Origin of the sequence: Vibrio sp. ZOR0018, from assembly GCF_963865925.1 — a bacterium.
GTDB lineage: Bacteria > Pseudomonadota > Gammaproteobacteria > Enterobacterales > Vibrionaceae > Vibrio > Vibrio anguillarum.
Genome location: NZ_CAWMCN010000112.1, coordinates 23,497 through 42,178, shown reverse-complemented (window position 1 = coordinate 42,178; position 18,682 = coordinate 23,497). Strand labels below are relative to the sequence as shown.

Below are 18,682 nucleotides of genomic sequence, written 5' to 3'. Positions count from 1 at the left end.
TAAAATTGGTAATGATAATGTTTATCAGTTTCGTTATTATATTGATGATAGATTGAAAAACAATTCAATCTATAAAAAAACCTGCCTTAATCGGCAGGTTTTTAGGTAGGTTATCTGTAAGGAAATATTACTTTATTGTCACGAATTCTGGGTAGGCCCCCACCCCACAGTCGTGCATATCCATCCCTTCTAATTCTTCTTCTTCCGAAACTCGAATGCCTATCGTTGCCTTCAGGATGCCCCAAACCACAAGGCTTGCACCAAATACCCAAGCGAAAATCACTGCGGCTCCAAGTAGTTGAGCGCCAAAAGTCGCATCAGTATTGCTGATTGGCACAACCATTAAACCGAACAAACCACATACGCCATGTACTGAAATTGCGCCCACAGGATCGTCAATTTTCACTTTATCAAGGGCAATAATGCTAAACACAACCAACACACCCGCTACAGCACCAATCGCTACCGCATACAGTGGTGATGGAGAGAGAGGATCAGCGGTAATGGCCACTAACCCGGCCAACGCACCGTTAAGCACCATGGTTAGATCCGCTTTACCCCAAGTGGTTTTACACACTAATAGAGCCGCGATAGAACCCGCTGCTGCAGCGGCATTGGTGTTGAGGAAAATCTGACCCACCGCTGTCGCGTTTTCAAAATCAGACAGCATCAGTTGTGAACCACCGTTAAAACCAAACCAGCCAAACCACAGGATAAATGTACCCAAAGTCGCAAGTGGCATGTTGGAGCCCGGAATAGGGTAAATTTCACCATTTTTACCGTATTTACCTTTACGTGCTCCCAACAAGATGACCCCAGCTAGCGCCGCCGATGCACCCGCTAAGTGAACAATACCTGAGCCTGCAAAATCACTGAAACCAGCAGCAGAAAGAAAGCCACCGCCCCAAGTCCAATAGCCTTCCATTGGGTAAATGAATGCGGTCAAAATGACGGAAAAAATAAGGAACGACCACAATTTCATTCGCTCAGCGACAGCGCCAGAAACCACCGACATCGCGGTTGCAACAAACACCACTTGGAAGAAAAAGTCTGATTCAAGGGAGTGATCCGCGCCTTCTGCTTGGCTACCCATCAAGGAGCCGAATGAAGGCAGCCAGCCTGCTTCTGCGTTATCAACATACATAATGTTGTAACCAACCACTAAATACGTGGTACAGGCAATCGCGTACAAACAAAAGTTTTTGGTTAAAATTTCAGTGGTGTTTTTAGAACGAACTAAACCTGCCTCTAGCATGGCAAAGCCAGCTGCCATCCACATCACCAACGCACCCGAAATTAAGAAAAAAAACGTATCGAGTGCGTAACGTAGCTCTGTTACCGTTGCTGCTAATTCCATAATGGTTATCTCCAATCCTTTGAATCTTTACAGTGCTTCACTGTCCATTTCGCCAGTACGAATACGCACAGCTTGGCTGAGGTCATACACAAAAATTTTTCCGTCACCAATTTTTCCGGTGTGCGCCGCTTTGATAATCGCCTCTATCACGCGATCGACATTTTCAGCTTGTGTCGCTATTTCTAATTTCACTTTAGGCAGAAAATCGACTTGATATTCCGCGCCTCGGTAGAGCTCGGTGTGCCCTTTTTGGCGACCAAAGCCTTTCACTTCGGAAACCGTCATCCCTTCGATGCCGACATCGGCCAAAGCTTCACGCACATCGTCTAACTTAAATGGTTTAATTATCGCGTTGATCAGTTTCATTGCATCCTCTCACAAGCAGTAGTCCGTTTACGATCAATACAATCCAAGCTGCGTGCCAACTTTTTAACTTAATGATTTTAAAAGATTTGCAACCATTTCTTATGCCAAGAAGAAAAGGGTTGCACAAATGAGGTGCAACCCTTTCCCACAAATAAAGCGAAGTGTTTAATCTTCACCAGTTTTGTGCAGCGCTAAGTGAAGTCCGCAGGTGAGTAACGTACAAATTCGCACCACTGCTTGATCATCAAAGCAAAATCATCAATGCCGCAGCTTGCGGTGCTTTCACAATCGTAAAAATCAAACTCACTGTCACTATCAAGCGCTTCACCATGCGTCAAAACATTGGCCTGAACCGTGACCTCATCGGCAAGAATCATCACGCTGATCTCCTGCCCCTCAAGCGTCTGCTCTTGATTAAACGCACGTTTCGATGCTGCAATTAGCGCAATAACTTGATCTATTTTGGGAAGATCGTTGCTGATCTCCTCTTGTAGCCAACGGCCAATAATTTCGTGCCCCATCGAAAAAGAGCAGTAATAGCTCCCATCTAGGGTGTTTTTTTTAAATTCGTAGTCCATCGGGTTCTCGATATTGGTGCTTGGGGATACGGATAACTTTGCTATTATCGGTGATTATGGCTAACGAAACCACTTGAGATTATGCAGATCACAGAAACCACCGCACGCCAGATTGTAGAAAGAGCGATGAAGATCATCACTTATTCAGTCAACGTAATGGATGAAAAGGGACGCATTATTGGCTCAGGTGATCCCACTCGTTTGCACCAGAAACACGAAGGGGCGATTTTAGCCATCAATGAAAATCGAGTGGTTGAAATTGATCATGCCACCGCCAGTTACCTAAAAGGCGTTAAACCCGGCATCAATTTCCCCATCATTTACCAACAACGGGTGATCGGCGTGGTTGGAATTTCCGGTAACCCAACGGAGGTTCATCGTTATGGCGAACTGGTCAAAATGACGGCGGAGCTTATCGTTGAACAAGCCGCACTGATGGCACAAGTACAGTGGAATAAGCGCCACCGTGAAGAGCTGCTATTACAACTAATTCAAGGTGCCACTCTCAACGAAACACAGCTCAATTCAATCGCCGAGCGATTAGGGCTCGATCTTTCCCAGCCGCGTATCGCTGCCGTGGTCAAATTGATCCCAGATAACGATACCGCCTTATCGCTAGAACACTTACAGCAGTTGGTGCATCTGCTGGAATACCCTGAACGGGACAATTTGGTGGGGATCATTTCAGTTTCTCACAACGAAGTGGTGGTTTTAAAACCCATCTCACTCACCGAAAAAGGTTGGTCACAAGAGGCCGAAACTAAACGAGTCAATCAACTGTTGAAGCGAGTGAAAAAAGAGGGCAAATTCACCATCAAAATTGCACTAGGTGATTATTTTCCAACGCTCTCAGGGCTGGCTCAATCTTATCAAACCGCCAAGTTGACGATGCAAGCCTCCCACCATAAACAGGGAGACGTCTTCTTTTATCAAGATGATAAGTTACCTGTACTGCTCAATAGCGTACAGCATGAGCCATGGAGCCGCGAGCAGTTACGCCAACCCTATACCCTGCTGGAACGGTATGACACTAAGGGAATATTAATTAAAACCCTCCGCCATTATTTTGAGCAAAACTGCGATGTTCATCAAACTTGCCAAACACTGCATATTCACCGTAATACCTTGCGCTATAGGCTTGAAAAAATTGAGCAAGTAACCGCTTTAAAATTCAATCAGTTAAATGACATTACTCACCTTTATTTGGCTTTATCTTGCTTCAAATAAAAACATAAAATTGTGCATTTGCACAATTAATCAGTCGCGTCAAAGCCAGTAATCTGTGCAATAGACTGAAGACTCTTTTATTTTTGCTCCCTATATTGCAGCCAATCACTGATAAAAAATATGGATATAGAAGATGATTGAAGTTTCAACTCTCGGAGCTCTGGCCGCATTAGTCGTGGCTATCACGCTCATTCTAAAAAAAGTACCACCCGCCTATGGCATGATCATCGGCGCGTTGGTCGGTGGCGTGATCGGCGGTGTATCGCTGACCGACACCGTTGCTCTGATGATTGGTGGCGCACAAGGCATTGTGACCGCGGTGCTACGCATTCTTGCAGCAGGTATTTTAGCTGGTGTATTGATTGAATCAGGCGCTGCCACTTCCATTGCAGAAACCATAGTGAAAAAGGTTGGAGAAACTCGCGCTTTATTTGCCTTGGCCTTAGCAACCTTAATTTTGACTGCGGTCGGCGTGTTTGTCGACGTGGCAGTAATCACCGTATCTCCTATCGCTCTGGCGATCGCTCGCCGTGCCGATCTCTCCAAGGCGGCCATTCTGCTAGCGATGATTGGCGGCGGTAAAGCGGGTAACGTAATGTCACCTAACCCTAATGCGATTGCCGCAGCCGACGCGTTTAACGTGCCACTTACTTCTGTAATGGCAGCGGGTATTATTCCTGGGATCTGCGGGCTTATTGTGGCTTACTTGATTGCCAAACGTTTAGTCAATAAAGGAAGTAAAGTCTCCGTCAGTGAAGTCGTTGCGGTGGATCATTCTAGGCTACCCCGCTTTAGCTCAGCGATCATCGCACCATTAGTGGCGATTGTGTTACTCGCACTACGCCCTATCGCTGGCATCAATGTGGATCCTTTAATTGCACTCCCATTAGGCGGGTTAGTCGGTGCGGTCGTGATGGGACGATTTGCAGACACTAACCACTTCGCGGTTTCAGGTTTAACACGCATGGCTCCGGTTGCGGTTATGCTGCTTGGTACTGGTACTTTAGCCGGCATCATCGCCAATTCAGGTCTTAAAGGCGGTTTAATCGAAGTACTGACCGCTTCTGGGTTACCTTCTTACCTGCTTGCACCGATCTCAGGTGCAATGATGTCACTGGCAACCGCTTCAACCACCGCAGGTACAGCCGTTGCCTCCAGCGTCTTTAGCTCCACTATACTCGAGCTAGGCGTACCCGCGCTGGCAGGGGCTGCCATGATCCATTCAGGTGCGACCGTACTTGATCATATGCCACACGGTAGTTTCTTCCACGCCACAGGCGGAGCGGTACATATGGACATTCGTGAGCGTCTCACCTTAATTCCTTATGAATCGGCAGTAGGTTTAGTGATTGCCTTCATTTCTGTGATGATTTTTGGCGTATTTGGTCTGTTTGTTTAACGCAGTTAAGGTGTTAAAAATGAAAATTGTTATTGCTCCAGATTCTTATAAAGAGAGCCTAACGGCAATGGAAGTCGCCACCGCGATAGAGAATGGATTCAAACAAGTGTTACCCGATGCGCACTACATTAAGTTACCGATGGCCGATGGCGGCGAAGGGACGGTCCAATCACTGGTTGATGCCACTAATGGATCGATTGTTACCACAACGGTGACGGCGCCGCTAGGTGAGCAAGTCGAGGCTTTTTATGGCTTAATGGGTGATGGTAAAACAGCGATCATTGAGATGGCGGCCGCATCGGGCTTACACCTGGTGCCGCCAGAGCAACGCAACCCAATGAACACCACCAGCTACGGTACTGGTGAGCTGATTAAAACCGTGCTTGATCAAGGTGTTGAACACATCATCATCGGCATTGGTGGCAGTGCAACCAACGATGGTGGCCTCGGCATGGCGCAAGCCCTCGGCATTCAACTGCTTGATTCAGATGGCAATCCATTAGGCTTTGGTGGCGGTGAATTGTCAAAACTGGCCTCGATTGATCTCACACTACTGGACCCACGTTTAGCCCGCATCAAACTGGAGGTCGCCTGCGATGTCGATAATCCACTGTGCGGCGTACAAGGCGCTTCGCACGTCTTTGGCCCACAAAAAGGAGCAACACCCGAGATGGTCGCGCAACTTGATGCCAACCTTGCGCATTATGCAAACATCATCAAAACGCAATTAGGTCGTGATGTTAAAGAGATGCCGGGTGCTGGCGCGGCAGGCGGTTTAGGTGCGGCGCTGGTTGGTCTACTAGGAGCGAGCCTTCGTCCGGGCATTGAAATTGTGATGGATGCCGTGAACCTTAGCGATGTGGTAAAGGATGCCGATTTAGTCATCACTGGGGAAGGACGCATTGATAGCCAAACCATTCACGGTAAAACGCCAATCGGTGTTGCGCGCACTGCCAAACTTTTTTCCGTGCCAGTGATCGGCATTGCAGGCTGCTTGTCAGCAGACTGCGCCGTTGTTCACCCACATGGCATTGATGCGGTATTCAGTGTCGTTCCACGCTCGGTCGACTTGCCTACAGCCCTTGCCGAAGCGGCGCAAAATGTAGAAATGACCGCGCGTAATGTCGCGTGTGTTTTTAGCTTGTCTCACAGGCAATAACTATTTCGCTGAATACCATATGACGTTCACACTCATTTTAACTCCATTGACAGAACAACGTTATGAATTATGGGTCAAGTCATTGTTGGCGGAGCATTGCAGCCACCAATCGAACTTAATCTAATGTTATTTCAGCATTGAGTGAGAAGCTAGAATGGTAAAAAGCCACCGAATCGGTGGCTTTTTTATTAGGAGGTTAGCTTGGATAGCTCTTACACCGCTTGCTGGACAATCACACTGTCCGCTTTTTTAGTGTATTGCGCCATACGATGGAAGTTGAGGTAACGATAGGTGTCAGCTGCAGTTGCGTTGATCTGCTTCGCGTACTCTAGGTACTCTTCCAGTGTCGGAATGCGGCCTAAAATGGCGCCCACGGCCGACAGCTCTGCCGAAGCAAGGTAAACATTCGCGCCAGTCCCTAAACGGTTCGGGAAGTTACGAGTCGAAGTCGACATGACGGTCGCTTTATCGGCAACACGCGCTTGGTTACCCATGCATAACGAACATCCTGGAGTTTCAATGCGTACCCCAGCGCGGCCAAAGATGCCGTAATAGCCCTCTTCGATAAGCTGATCTTTGTCCATCTTAGTCGGTGGCGCAACCCACAAACGTGTGTCTAACTGACCATTGAACTTCTCAAGCAATTTACCTGCCGCACGGAAGTGACCAATGTTGGTCATACAAGAACCGATGAAGACTTCATCAATAGGCGTACCTCGTACATCAGAAAGTAAGCGCGCATCGTCTGGGTCATTTGGCGCACATAAAATAGGCTCTTTAATCTCAGCAAGATCAATCTCAATCACATGTGCGTATTCTGCATCACTATCCGCTTGCATCAACTCAGGATTGGCTAGCCACGCTTCCATCGCCGTAATACGACGCTCGATAGTACGGCGGTCACCATAACCTTCGGCGATCATCCACTTCAACATAGTGATGTTAGAGTTGAGGTACTCTTCAATTGAGGCTTGTGACAATTTAACCGTACAACCCGCCGCACTGCGTTCTGCCGAGGCATCAGAAAGTTCAAACGCTTGCTCAACCGTTAAGTGCTCAACCCCTTCGATTTCTAGCACACGGCCAGAGAATTCGTTAATTTTCCCCGCTTTCGCCACTGTAAGCAGGCCTTGCTTAATCCCGTAATAAGGAATCGCGTGCACTAGATCGCGCAGCGTGATGCCCGGCTGCATTTCACCTTTGAAACGCACCAAGACAGATTCTGGCATATCCAGTGGCATCACACCCGTTGCGGCCGCAAAAGCAACCAAGCCAGAACCGGCTGGGAATGAAATGCCAAGCGGGAAGCGTGTATGCGAGTCACCACCAGTACCGACGGTATCAGGTAACAACATACGGTTTAGCCATGAGTGAATAACGCCATCACCCGGACGCAGTGAAACACCGCCACGGTTCATGATGAAATCAGGCAAGGTATGGTGGGTATTCACATCGACAGGCTTTGGATAAGCCGAGGTATGACAGAAAGATTGCATGACTAAGTCAGCAGAGAAACCGAGACACGCCAAATCTTTCAATTCATCACGTGTCATCGGGCCAGTGGTATCTTGCGATCCAACCGTGGTCATTTTAGGTTCGCAGTAAGTCCCCGGACGAACACCCGTCACGCCGCATGCTTTACCGACCATTTTCTGAGCCAGTGTATAACCTTTGCCTGTATCAGCCACTGCAACTGGGCGACGAAATACCGTTGACGCTTCTAAGCCTAGTGCTTCGCGTGCTTTATCCGTTAAACCACGACCAACGATCAGTGGAATACGGCCGCCAGCGCGCACTTCATCAATCAATACGTCGGTTTTAAGCTTGAACGTGGCAAGCACTTCGCCAGTGTCGTGGTTACACACTTTGCCTTCAAATGGGTAAACATCAATCACATCACCCATGTTGAGTTTGGTAACGTCAACTTCAATCGGTAACGCGCCGGCATCTTCCATGGTGTTGAAGAAGATAGGTGCAATTTTACCGCCGAGCACGTAACCACCCGCGCGTTTATTGGGCACAAATGGGATGTCGTCACCCATAAACCACAAAACAGAGTTAGTCGCGGATTTACGAGACGAGCCTGTACCGACCACATCACCCACATAGACTAGCTGATGGCCTTTCTCTTTTAGAGCTTCGATTTGAGTGATAGGGCCAATGCTGCCTGCTTTATCGGGTTGAATGCCTTCACGTTCATTTTTCAACATAGCCAGTGCATGCACTGGAATATCTGGGCGTGACCATGCATCTGGCGCTGGTGACAAATCATCAGTGTTGGTTTCGCCAGTAACTTTAAATACGGTTAGCGTGATCTTCTCTTGAAGCGCCGGTTTTGAAAGGAACCATTCCGCGTCTGCCCATGATTGCAGCACTTTTTGTGCATGTGCATTACCCGCTTTTGCTTTCTCTTCTACGTCATAGAACGCATCAAACATCAGTAGAGTACGCGATAGTGCATCAGCCGCAATAGGTGCCAGCTCAGCATCATCAAGCAATGAGACTAGCGGCTCGATGTTATAACCGCCTTGCATAGTTCCGAGTAGTTGCGCAGCTTTTGCGCGGCTCACTAACGGTGAAGAGACCTCACCTTTAGTGATGGCGGTTAAAAAGCCCGCTTTAACATAAGCGGCCTCATCCACACCGGGAGGAATTCGATTTTCAAGGAGATCAAGCATGAACGCTTCTTCACCTTGAGGGGGATTTTTCAACAGTTCAACAAGTCCTGCGACTTGTTCAGCATTTAGGGGTCTAGGAACAACTCCTTCGGCAGCACGCTCTGCGACGTGTTTACGGTAGGCTTCAAGCACGACTTTTTCCTCTCATTGCGGTTTACCCCATTATTATTGACATGATGGGCAAACATCCTTGGAAACTTGGCTCTCCATTGCCAGATATTTTTATGTAATCAGCGGCAGAGAGGCCAAACTGTGGGACGAAGAATAGCAAATTTAACTTTAAATTAAAATCTTATCATTTTGACCAACATAGCAACTTAAGACTAAAGTTCTATGATTTTTGAGTCACTTACCTCCCACTTTTCAGCTTAATTCTCGCTAAAAGGTAGTGCCAATACTCAAGTATATCGAATCAAAATTATCTTCGGTTCGACCATAAGCAAACATAATCGGTCCAATCGGAGAATCAACCCCGGCAAACACCGATCCCGCACCGTATAATGGGGCGGTATCAAAGCTTAGATCCGGATCAGACCATACACCGCCGTATTCTATTGATGCACCGACATAAAATGGGGAACTGAACAGGCCAAAGTCATTATCAAACCAGCGATAACGATACACCAAACTGGTGAACGCTTTATTCTGTCCAATCAAGCTGTTACGAGGAATACCTGATAAATTTAAGAAACCACCAATCGATTTAGGGTTTATCGGCTCACTAGAATTTTTACTTTGTACCACACCGTAATCAAGATTACCGACCAAAGTATGCCTGCCAAGGCTATAAGCAGCGATCAATTCACCGGAAAATTCATACACCGTATCGTTTGATTCAAGATCGGAAGAGACGCCAGAAACTTTATCGTGCGATGCAAGATACTCAAGATCAAGATAAACACCGCGGGTAGGCAAGCTGAAGTCATCTAAGGTATCAATGCGGTAGTTAGCAAACACACCAGCACGGGTGTAATCCATATTTCCCATGGATGGCCAATTTGAGACTTCGGCCTCCCCGTCGGTATAGCGGATCCCTACCTTAAACTCTCGCCATAATTTATCTTGATAACCAAGCGACAATTCTCCAATCCATTCTAAATACGCGATCGGCAAATAATCTTTACTGGCTTCTAGACTGGTGTCATCAAACCCTTGCATTGGCTTATTACGTTTATCATTGCTAAACGTGACCAAGGCAGAGGTAAACGCTTTTTGCCCTGAGAACAGAGGAGAAAAAAGCTCCGCTTCGATGATCTTATCGGTGCCCATTTCTAGATTGAAACGTAATTCAGAACCAAACGAATTTAAGTTAGTGAAATTGGAAGAGATACCCAGCGCATACTGACTATCCGTATGAAAATCATCTTCTAAGAAAAAGCGAAAATTGAGGTAATTTGGCCCCCAAGATTTCTCTTTTACATCGATGACCAGTTGGTTCTTTCCTTCAAATTCTCGGTATTCATAGGTCACTAACTCAAAGCGATCCAATGCATAGAGATTTTCGACCGTCGCTTCAATCTGCTCGGTTGATAGCGGTTGTCCTGTCTTTAAATGTAAACGGTTTTTTAACAATTGATCGCTGTAATGACTGCGGTTGTTGAGTACGATTTCATCAACCTTTACATCATCGCCATAAATTAAAGCCCTGCGGCGAGCTTGTTTTGCTTCCACATAGCGTTGATAACTAGCACTCGATAATGACAACGAAGCCAATACCGATTGGTTCGCCATTGCGATATCGTACCCTTTCCTATAAGCCGTAGGCATTTTATCAAATTCCGTGGTTTCCATACTGCCGACATCAGGGCGTAAAAATACATCTCGCTCATTCAATAAACGTGCTTGTTTTTGAGTGCTTCTTTGTACGAGATAGTTGGAAAGCTGATCGGCTACCGTCAAAAAGGTAGTGAAAGCTTCTTGGTTTTTGTAATCGGTACTGATATCTATCGCGATAACAATATCAGCCCCTAAGGCACGTGCAACATCAACAGGCATGTTATTGGTCACACCGCCATCGACTAACCAACGACCATCAACTTCGTAAGGTGGCAGTGCTCCGGGTACTGACATACTCGCCATCATCGCATCCACTAAATAGCCACGATCCAACACCACTTCCTCAAGAGCAATGATATCAGTTGCTACCGCGCGATAAGGAATAGGCAGTTGATCAAAGGACTGAAATTCAGAGAGATTGCCCGACGTTTCTCGCAAAATACGCAACATATTCTGCCCTTGCACCACACCGCGTGGTGCGCGGATCTCTCCCCAACGCAGTCCAAGGTCGGTGGTCAGTTGATAGCGGTCTTCGTACTCTTTATCCCGAACACGACGTTGGCTACGGTTGACCCGGTCACGATAACCTTCATTCCAATCCACGCTGTAAATTAAACTTTCAATTTCATCGGCGCTCATACCACTGGCATAGAGGCCGCCCACATAAGCGCCCATGCTGGTACCAGTAATGAAATCAACGGGGATGCGCATCTCTTCCAGCGCTTTGAGAACGCCAATGTGCGCTGCACCTTTTGCCCCTCCTCCCGCAAGAACGACGGCAACTTTGGGACGCGCAGCACTGTCCAGCATAGGTTTTTCAGCTTGTGGCTCATCAGCCACCGCGAAAGTCGCAGGAAACATGAATACCAAGAACAATAAGTTACTTAAAAACTGTTTCACGACTCTTCCTTAAATCCCTTTGAAATCAATTCAATATAAACTCCCCCAGCTACCACTGAAAGAGATTTTTTAACCATTGTCCTGGTTGTTTATCACAGCTCTGTTTCAATGCGCCGTTTTTATCCCACATGGGCAGTTTAAATTCGTTGTGACAATCTTGGACTAATTCACCCTCGGCACTGGTTTTAAAGCCAATCGTGGTAATGCCTTGCGGCCAAGGAAGAAGTAATTTTTCTGGGATCCGATGTTGTAAATATTCCGCGTACACCCGTAATGCACCACTCGAACCCGTAAGTTTGATCGGCTGATTATCATCGCGGCCAAGCCAAACCGTGGTGACTTCACGACCATCCACCCCGACAAACCAACTGTCGCGGCTATCGTTAGTGGTACCAGTTTTCCCCGCCAATGCCGCCCAAGCGAACTGATTATTGAGATAGCGCCCGGTCCCTTCAAGTACTCCTCGCTTCATCGCATAAGTTGTAAGCCACGCCGCTTGCTGCTCAACGGCTTGGGATACTTTGGGAATTGATTGATAGAGCACATTGCCCTCTAAATCCAATACCGAGCGCAGCGCCGATAAGGGCGCTTTTTTACCCGAGTTGGTTAAGGTTTGGTACATCTGCGCCACTTGATAAGGCGTCAGAGAGAACGCGCCAAGAAACATCGACGGTACAGGACGGATCTCCTCTTTGTTGACACCGAGCCGCACCAAAGTGTCAGAAACTTGTTCAATCCCAAGCTGCATGCCCAATTGCACCGTAGGCACATTAAGTGATTTAGCTAACGCGAGATACAGCGGCACTTCACCACGGAACTGACGATCAAAGTTGCGCGGTGACCACACTTCGCCTTTGTTCCCTTTGAGTGTGATGGGTTTATCGATAAGCGTGCTGGCTAAGTTGTATTTATCTGGCTGTGCGAGTGCGGTGAGATAGACCGCTGGTTTGACTAACGAGCCGATAGGACGGCTTGCATTTAAAGCGCGGTTAAAGCCGTCATAACCGGTCTGTTTACCGCCAACCATGGCACGGATCTCACCACTGGTTCGATCAACAGCGATCGCTGCGGCTTCTAAGTTTTTCCCCGCCGTTTTGGAAAGCACTGGAATTTGTCGATCAATCGCCAGCTCCAATTTGGCTTGCGAAACAGGATCGAGCGAGGTAAAAACGCGCAAGCCAGTATCCGCTTTGAAGATCTCGCCCACTTTCTCTTTCAGTTCAATTTTTAACTGCTGAAAATACGCGGGCTGCCGGCTGGCAATGTGAGGATGCTTTTGCACATCTAACGGTCGACTGGCCGCTTGTTCAAACTGTTTAGCCGTCAAAATATCTTGCTGCATCATCAGCTTTAAAACCAAGTCGCGACGCTCTTTAGCACGTTCAGGGTAACGCGCAGGGTTATAATAAGAAGGCCCTTTAACCATGCCCACCAACAACGCTAATTGATCAATGCGCAATTCTTGCAATGGTTGACCGAAATAAAGCCGTGAGGCGAGGCCGAAACCGTGAATCGCCTCACCGCCACTTTGCCCTAAATAGACCTCATTTAGGTAGGCTTCTAAAATGCGATCTTTACTGTAGCGATAGTCGATAATGAGCGCCATATAAGCTTCACGCACTTTACGCCATAAGGTTCGATCGCTAGATAAGAAAATGTTTTTTGCCAGCTGTTGAGTTAACGTACTGCCGCCTTGCACAGTGCGCCCAGCCTTGATGTTGGCCACTAAAGCACGGGCAATCGCAAATGGAGAGATGCCATCATGTTGATAAAAATAGCGATCCTCGGTCGCAAGCAACGCATCCACCATCACTTCAGGAAACTGATCACGACGTAAAAATAGCCGCTGCTCATCGTTACCTTTTTCAAGCATGCCGAGCATTTTGGGCTCAATACGCAAGTAACCTAAATCCCCTTTTTGCTCAAGAGATTGGATACGGACTAAACCGCTGTCATTAAAATGGAGCATCACATGGCGGTCAGGCTCAGGGCCATCGGCAAACTCAAAAGGGCGGCGGATGATCTCAATTTTGCTTGATGATGAAGAGTACTCGCCAGCATAGCGTGGTTGGTTCACTTTGCGATAGTTGAGTACATCAAGCTCATTGCGCAGCTCTTGCAGCGGGATATCATCACCGGGTGCTAAATTCAAAATGCGCGCATACACAACGGTCGGTAAATCAAAAAGCTGACCTTCGAAGCGTTGTTTGACCACGCTATTTAAGTAAATACCAACAAACAACAGCACCGCAGCCAGTGCAAGGCTCAGTTTCCAGCCAATACCCCACACAATTTTCCACCATGCTTTGCGTGGCGGTGAAGTCTTCTTAGCCGGGCGACGTGAAGGTTTTTTTACGCTATTTTTTTGAGTGCCCGTAGGCTTTTTCTGGGTTGTCATTGTGTTAATTGCCGCTTAGTTTTCGTCGTCGCTATGTGGTTGGCAGGATCATCAGGCCAAACGTGTTTTGGGTAACGCCCTTTCATCTCTTTTTGTACTTCTTTATAAGCGCCCTGCCAGAAACCGGCGAGATCTTGAGTTACTTGCAAAGGCCGCTGCGCAGGTGAGAGCAGTTCCATCACCACTTTTTTGCGCCCTTGAGCGATGGTAGGGGAATCTTGCTCGCCAAACATCTCCTGCATACGGACCGACAGCATCGGCTCCGCGCCCAGTTGATAACGAATGGCGGCTCGATTGCCTGTGGGTAGCGGGTGGTGAGTTGGAAGCCAGCGATCAATCTCTTGGTTTAATGGCCAACCTAAATAGGCATTGAGTGCATCAAGAAGCGGTACTTTCGCTAACGCTTTGACCGATTTTACCCCGACTAAATAGGGGGCTAACCAAATTTCAAGATCATCGAGCAGCGCTTGTTCCTCGACAGCAGGCCACGCCGCTTCCGGTAGCCATTGCGCAGCGCAACGTATGCGCGTTAATAAAGCGCTCGCCGCTTCGCTCCACTGTAATACCGATAGCCCCTTGCGACGGACATAATTGAGCAAGGCTTGCGTCATTTTTTCATGAGCAGGCTCTGGCAGCGCTTCACGCTCAATAACCAATTTACCGCACAGGGTTAGCCTTTCCGCGCACAGTTTCCCCGCTTTCTCATCCCAATCGACTCGTTCTTGTGTACTAAATAGCTCAGGGAAATGGGCTTGCAGTGCATCAATATCCAACTCTGTCGCAACAAAGATTTGGCTCGCTTGTGAGCCGCTGCGCATTAAATCCACCACCACTAAATAGTGCGCGCCCGCGAGACGTTCATCGTCACGCATTTGCGCGCCGTGACCATTCGCCAGTAAGAACTGCCCCCGTTGCGACTCGCTGCGACGCTGGGCAATGCGATCGGGAAAAGCCAAACTCAGCACTAACGCCAACAATGATTCATCCACTTGTGTTAGCTGAAATTGGCCACCGAGTGCGCGCGCAAGCGTCGTGGCACGCTGATGTAGGTTTTGTGTTTTAGGGTGATTCGCTTGCTGCCAACGCATTAAGCTATGTTGTAAATCCAGCACATTACGCTCAGGCTCTTCTAATAAAGCGGTCACAGCGAGCGCCGTATTTAGCATTGAATCACTCGTTTCATGGGCTTTGAGCAGCATACTCACCAGCCTTGGTTCCACACCGAGTGACTGCGCTTTTTTACCCAATGCGCTGAGCTGCTGTTTGCTGTCCATCAAACCAAGCGTATGCAATAGACTCCAAGCTTGCTGCATCGCTGCTGGTGGTGGAGTATCCAGCCAAGGCAAATCGTTGACCGACACCACACCCCACTGCGCAAGCTCCATCGCTAAAGACGCTAAGTCACTGTGCAATATTTCCGCGCTCGGCACTTGGGGTTGCTGCTTATATTGTGCTTCGCTGTAAAGGCGCAAACAGATACCAGGTTCTAGGCGTCCGGCGCGCCCCGTGCGTTGCTGCGCCGATGACTGGGCAATTTTCACTTGCTCTAAACGAGTGATGCCCGTTTTAAGATCAAACTTCGCTATCCGCTCTAGCCCTGCATCCACCACTAAGCGTATCCCCTCAATGGTCAGCGATGTTTCGGCAATATTAGTCGCTAGCACAATTTTCCGTTTGCCTGCTACTGCAGGCGCAATCGCTTTTTGCTGCGCTTGTAGACTCAACTGCCCGTATAAAGGACAAATATCAAACTCATCGGCTAAGTGTGCGAGCTGCTGTTCAAGCTGTTTAATGGCTGAAACGCCAGGTAAAAAAGCCAGCAGAGAGCCACTTTCAGCTCGCATCAAGCCTTCAATCTGTTTGCTCATCGTCGGCACAAGATAATCATTGGCTCGCAGCGGTGCATAGCGCACTTCAACCGGATAAGCGCGACCTTCAGATTGCACATAAAGTGCTTGGGGTAATAATGACTGCAATGCCAATTGATCTAAGGTTGCCGACATTACGACGATTTTAAGATCTTCTCGCAGCGCTGATTGCACTTCCAAACTCAATGCGAGAGCCGTATCCGCGTGAATACTTCGCTCGTGATACTCATCGAAGATCAAGAGATCGATTCCGCTTAGCTCAGGATCGGTTTGGATCATACGTGTCATGATCCCTTCTGTCACAATTTCAAGCTGTGTCGCTGCGCTGACTTTACTCTCACCACGCATACGATAGCCGACGGTTTGCCCAACACTCTCACCTAATTGCTGTGCTAAATAGCAAGCAATACTGCGCGCCGCCAAACGACGCGGTTCAAGCATGATGATCTTACCCGTGAATAATTGCGCTTTTAATAGCTGTAACGGGAAATGGGTCGACTTACCCGCGCCAGGAGCGGCTTTGACAATCATCTGTGGGTGAGCTTGTACTCCCGCCAGCAGCTCGGGCATCACAGCTTGAATGGGCAATTGTGACAATGTGCAATCCTTATGGTTAAATGGCGGCAACATTGTACATAAAAACAGTAGATAAATGCAGTTCAATCCTCCACTTCGATCCGCGACCTTACTCAAACGCTACAAGCGTTTTTTGGCCGACATTGAGTTTGCCGATGGTCAACAAGAGACTATTCACTGCGCCAATACTGGCGCGATGACGGGCTGCGCCGAGGCGGGTAATCGTGTCTGGTTCTCCACCTCAGACAACCCTAAACGTAAATACCCACACAGTTGGGAGCTGACTGAAACCCAGCAAGGCCACTGCATTTGCGTCAACACGGCTCGGGCGAATACGCTGGCAGTAGAAGCGATTCAAAACGGCATCATCAAAGAGCTGCAAGGGTATGAGCAATTACAAACTGAAGTGCGCTACGGCCAAGAAAATAGCCGAATTGATATCTTGCTCAAATCACCCTCTAAACCGACGTGCTATATAGAAGTGAAAAGCGTCACCTTATTGGATGAGCGTTACTCTCCACACGACGATGTCGCCTGCAATTCAGGACAAGGTTATTTCCCCGATGCCGTTACAACGCGTGGACAAAAGCATTTGCGTGAATTAACGGAAATGGCAAAAAGTGGAAGCAGAGCAGTACTTTTGTTTGCTGTTTTGCATTCAGGGATTGAAAAAGTCTCGCCTGCACTCCATATAGACGCAAACTATTCACTATTATTGAAACAAGCGCAAAAAGAAGGGGTGGAAGTACTGTGCTACAAGGCTGTACTTTCAAGGAATGAAATCAAGCTCGTTAACACTGTAGAATTCGCCCATTAGTGACAAAAAATTGATGGCGCCTTCACATTGACAATAAGTTTACGATTGAGTGTTTGCCTCCTATAGATCTTTTTGCTATAGATACCCGCCTAAAATTAGCTGCTCGCGCAGTTGACTAGGTGTTAGTAGGAGATGCTGCATGCCGGAATTAAAGAAAAAAGCGATAGGCATCCTAGCCATTGCAGGTGTTGAGCCGTATCAGGAAAAGCCAGGTGAAGAGTATATGTCACCTGAGCAAATAGCTCACTTTACAAAAATTTTAAGTGCTTGGCGCAACCAACTTCGTGAAGAAGTTGAGCGTACCGTTCACCATATGCAAGATGAAGCCGCAAACTTTCCAGATCCCGTTGATCGCGCTTCTCAAGAAGAAGAATTCAGCTTGGAATTGCGTAACCGTGACCGTGAACGTCGCTTGATCAAGAAAATTGAAAAAACATTAAGCAAAATTGAAGAAGATGATTTTGGTTTTTGTGAATCTTGTGGCGTGGAAATCGGCGTTCGTCGCTTAGAAGCTCGACCAACAGCGGACCTTTGCATTGACTGCAAAACGCTAGCCGAACTTAAAGAAAAACAGATGCAAGGTTAATCTTACCTTTTGTTTGTGTTAAAAAAGGGAGCTAAAGCTCCCTTTTTGTTTTCACTCGATACCCAAATAACTTGTAACTTGGATGAATCGCAATGCACTATATTGGCCGATTTGCCCCATCACCTTCAGGCCCACTTCATTTTGGTTCTTTGATCGCTGCACTTGGCAGCTACTTTCAAGCAAAATCACAGCAAGGTAAGTGGTTGGTTCGCATCGAAGATTTAGATCCGCCAAGGGAAATGCCAAGAGCCTCCACCCTGATACTTCAAGCCATCGAAGCCTATGGTTTGCATTGGGATGGCGAGGTGGTTTATCAAAGCCAACGCCACACTTTATACCAAGATCAAATTGAGGCTTGGCTTGAATCAGGGCAAGCCTATTATTGTGATTGCACGCGTAAACAAATTAAACAGATGGGTGGCTTTTATCCCGGTACATGCCGCTATAAAAAACCAACATTAACCGAAGATTGCGCGGTTAGGTTGCGTGTTGATACACCGGTAGAGTCATTTTTCGACCAAAAACATGGCGAAATTCACATTCCTAAAGCATTAGCACAGGAAGACTTCATCATTAAGCGACGTGACGGTTTATTTGCTTATAATCTTGCCGTAGTGCTCGATGATATCGATCAAGGAGTGACGGAAGTGGTGCGGGGAGCCGATTTAATTGAACCAACAGGACGACAAATCAGCTTGTATCATTGCTTACATAAAACTCCGGTAAGCTACCTTCACCTGCCGCTCGCGATGGATGGTAATGGCAATAAATTATCCAAACAGAATCATGCCACAGCCATTGATATTCAAAATCCTAAACCTACCTTGCTTAAGGCAATGCGCTTTTTAGGGTTTGAGATAAAACAAGAGATTAGCGACGCTTCCATCGATGAAATTATCTTTTGGGGCAGTCAGAATTGGCACGTTGAACAACTCCCTCGGGAGACCGAGATCACACCGTGATTCTCAAAAGGCTATCCTTACGCTATGATTAGCCG

13 protein-coding genes are annotated in these 18,682 nt (G+C 47.5%); 6 read left to right on the top strand and 7 right to left on the bottom strand.

All coding sequences use genetic code 11. From position 1 onward, the window contains the following. Positions 1–127: 127 nt before the first annotated feature. The 3 genes from AACR75_RS10390 to AACR75_RS10380 form a co-directional block, all read right to left on the bottom strand. Positions 128–1,357 carry an ammonium transporter gene (locus tag AACR75_RS10390; RefSeq protein ID WP_029189899.1) on the bottom strand — a complete coding sequence of 410 codons (1,230 nt, stop codon included), beginning with the start codon at positions 1,355–1,357 and terminating at the stop codon, positions 128–130. Between the two features lie 27 nt (positions 1,358–1,384). Next, entirely contained in the window at positions 1,385–1,723 is a 339-nt protein-coding gene (locus AACR75_RS10385) for a P-II family nitrogen regulator (RefSeq protein WP_010317537.1), read from the bottom strand. Between the two features lie 191 nt (positions 1,724–1,914). After that, positions 1,915–2,301, bottom strand: coding sequence for a YacL family protein (locus AACR75_RS10380; RefSeq protein ID WP_047690066.1), 387 nt, complete (start codon positions 2,299–2,301; stop codon positions 1,915–1,917). 81 nt (positions 2,302–2,382) lie between these two features. On the opposite strand from AACR75_RS10380, the gene AACR75_RS10375 reads away from it, so the two are divergent. From AACR75_RS10375 to AACR75_RS10365, 3 genes are all read left to right on the top strand, one after another. Beyond that, on the top strand, positions 2,383–3,528 hold the full coding sequence (locus AACR75_RS10375; protein ID WP_013857654.1) for a sugar diacid recognition domain-containing protein: 1,146 nt from the start codon (positions 2,383–2,385) through the stop codon (positions 3,526–3,528). Between the two features lie 133 nt (positions 3,529–3,661). Further along, the gene (locus AACR75_RS10370; protein ID WP_017049763.1) at positions 3,662–4,927 is read left to right on the top strand and encodes a GntP family permease; all 1,266 of its coding nucleotides are present in this window, start codon (positions 3,662–3,664) and stop codon (positions 4,925–4,927) included. A 19-nt stretch (positions 4,928–4,946) separates the two neighbouring features. Next, positions 4,947–6,086: a glycerate kinase gene (locus tag AACR75_RS10365; protein WP_047690063.1), complete on the top strand. Its 1,140-nt coding sequence runs from the start codon at positions 4,947–4,949 to the stop codon at positions 6,084–6,086. A gap of 212 nt (positions 6,087–6,298) precedes the next feature. Here the strand turns inward: AACR75_RS10365 and acnB are convergent, their stop codons facing one another. From acnB to hrpB, 4 genes are all read right to left on the bottom strand, one after another. Continuing rightward, complete coding sequence (gene acnB, locus AACR75_RS10360; RefSeq protein ID WP_047690059.1) at positions 6,299–8,896, bottom strand: bifunctional aconitate hydratase 2/2-methylisocitrate dehydratase; 2,598 nt, start codon at positions 8,894–8,896, stop codon at positions 6,299–6,301. A gap of 246 nt (positions 8,897–9,142) precedes the next feature. Beyond that, positions 9,143–11,401, bottom strand: coding sequence for a patatin-like phospholipase family protein (locus tag AACR75_RS10355; protein ID WP_170901167.1), 2,259 nt, complete (start codon positions 11,399–11,401; stop codon positions 9,143–9,145). Positions 11,402–11,489: 88 nt separating this feature from the next. Beyond that, positions 11,490–13,838 carry a penicillin-binding protein 1B gene (gene mrcB / locus AACR75_RS10350; RefSeq protein WP_047690054.1) on the bottom strand — a complete coding sequence of 783 codons (2,349 nt, stop codon included), beginning with the start codon at positions 13,836–13,838 and terminating at the stop codon, positions 11,490–11,492. Beyond that, positions 13,835–16,303 (bottom strand): ATP-dependent helicase HrpB, encoded by a 2,469-nt coding sequence (gene hrpB / locus AACR75_RS10345; RefSeq protein WP_047690051.1) that lies wholly within the window; start codon positions 16,301–16,303, stop codon positions 13,835–13,837. Before hrpB ends, mrcB begins: the two co-directional genes overlap by 4 nt. A 55-nt stretch (positions 16,304–16,358) precedes the next feature. Between hrpB and sfsA the strand changes: the two genes are divergently transcribed. The 3 genes from sfsA to gluQRS all read left to right on the top strand — a co-directional run bounded on the left by sfsA (position 16,359) and on the right by gluQRS (position 18,647). Next, positions 16,359–17,099 (top strand): DNA/RNA nuclease SfsA, encoded by a 741-nt coding sequence (gene sfsA / locus AACR75_RS10340; protein ID WP_017049757.1) that lies wholly within the window; start codon positions 16,359–16,361, stop codon positions 17,097–17,099. Positions 17,100–17,238: 139 nt separating this feature from the next. Beyond that, entirely contained in the window at positions 17,239–17,685 is a 447-nt protein-coding gene (dksA, locus tag AACR75_RS10335; protein WP_013857662.1) for an RNA polymerase-binding protein DksA, read from the top strand. Positions 17,686–17,777: 92 nt separating this feature from the next. Beyond that, positions 17,778–18,647 carry a tRNA glutamyl-Q(34) synthetase GluQRS gene (gluQRS, locus tag AACR75_RS10330; protein WP_017049756.1) on the top strand — a complete coding sequence of 290 codons (870 nt, stop codon included), beginning with the start codon at positions 17,778–17,780 and terminating at the stop codon, positions 18,645–18,647. Positions 18,648–18,682: the final 35 nt, after the last annotated feature.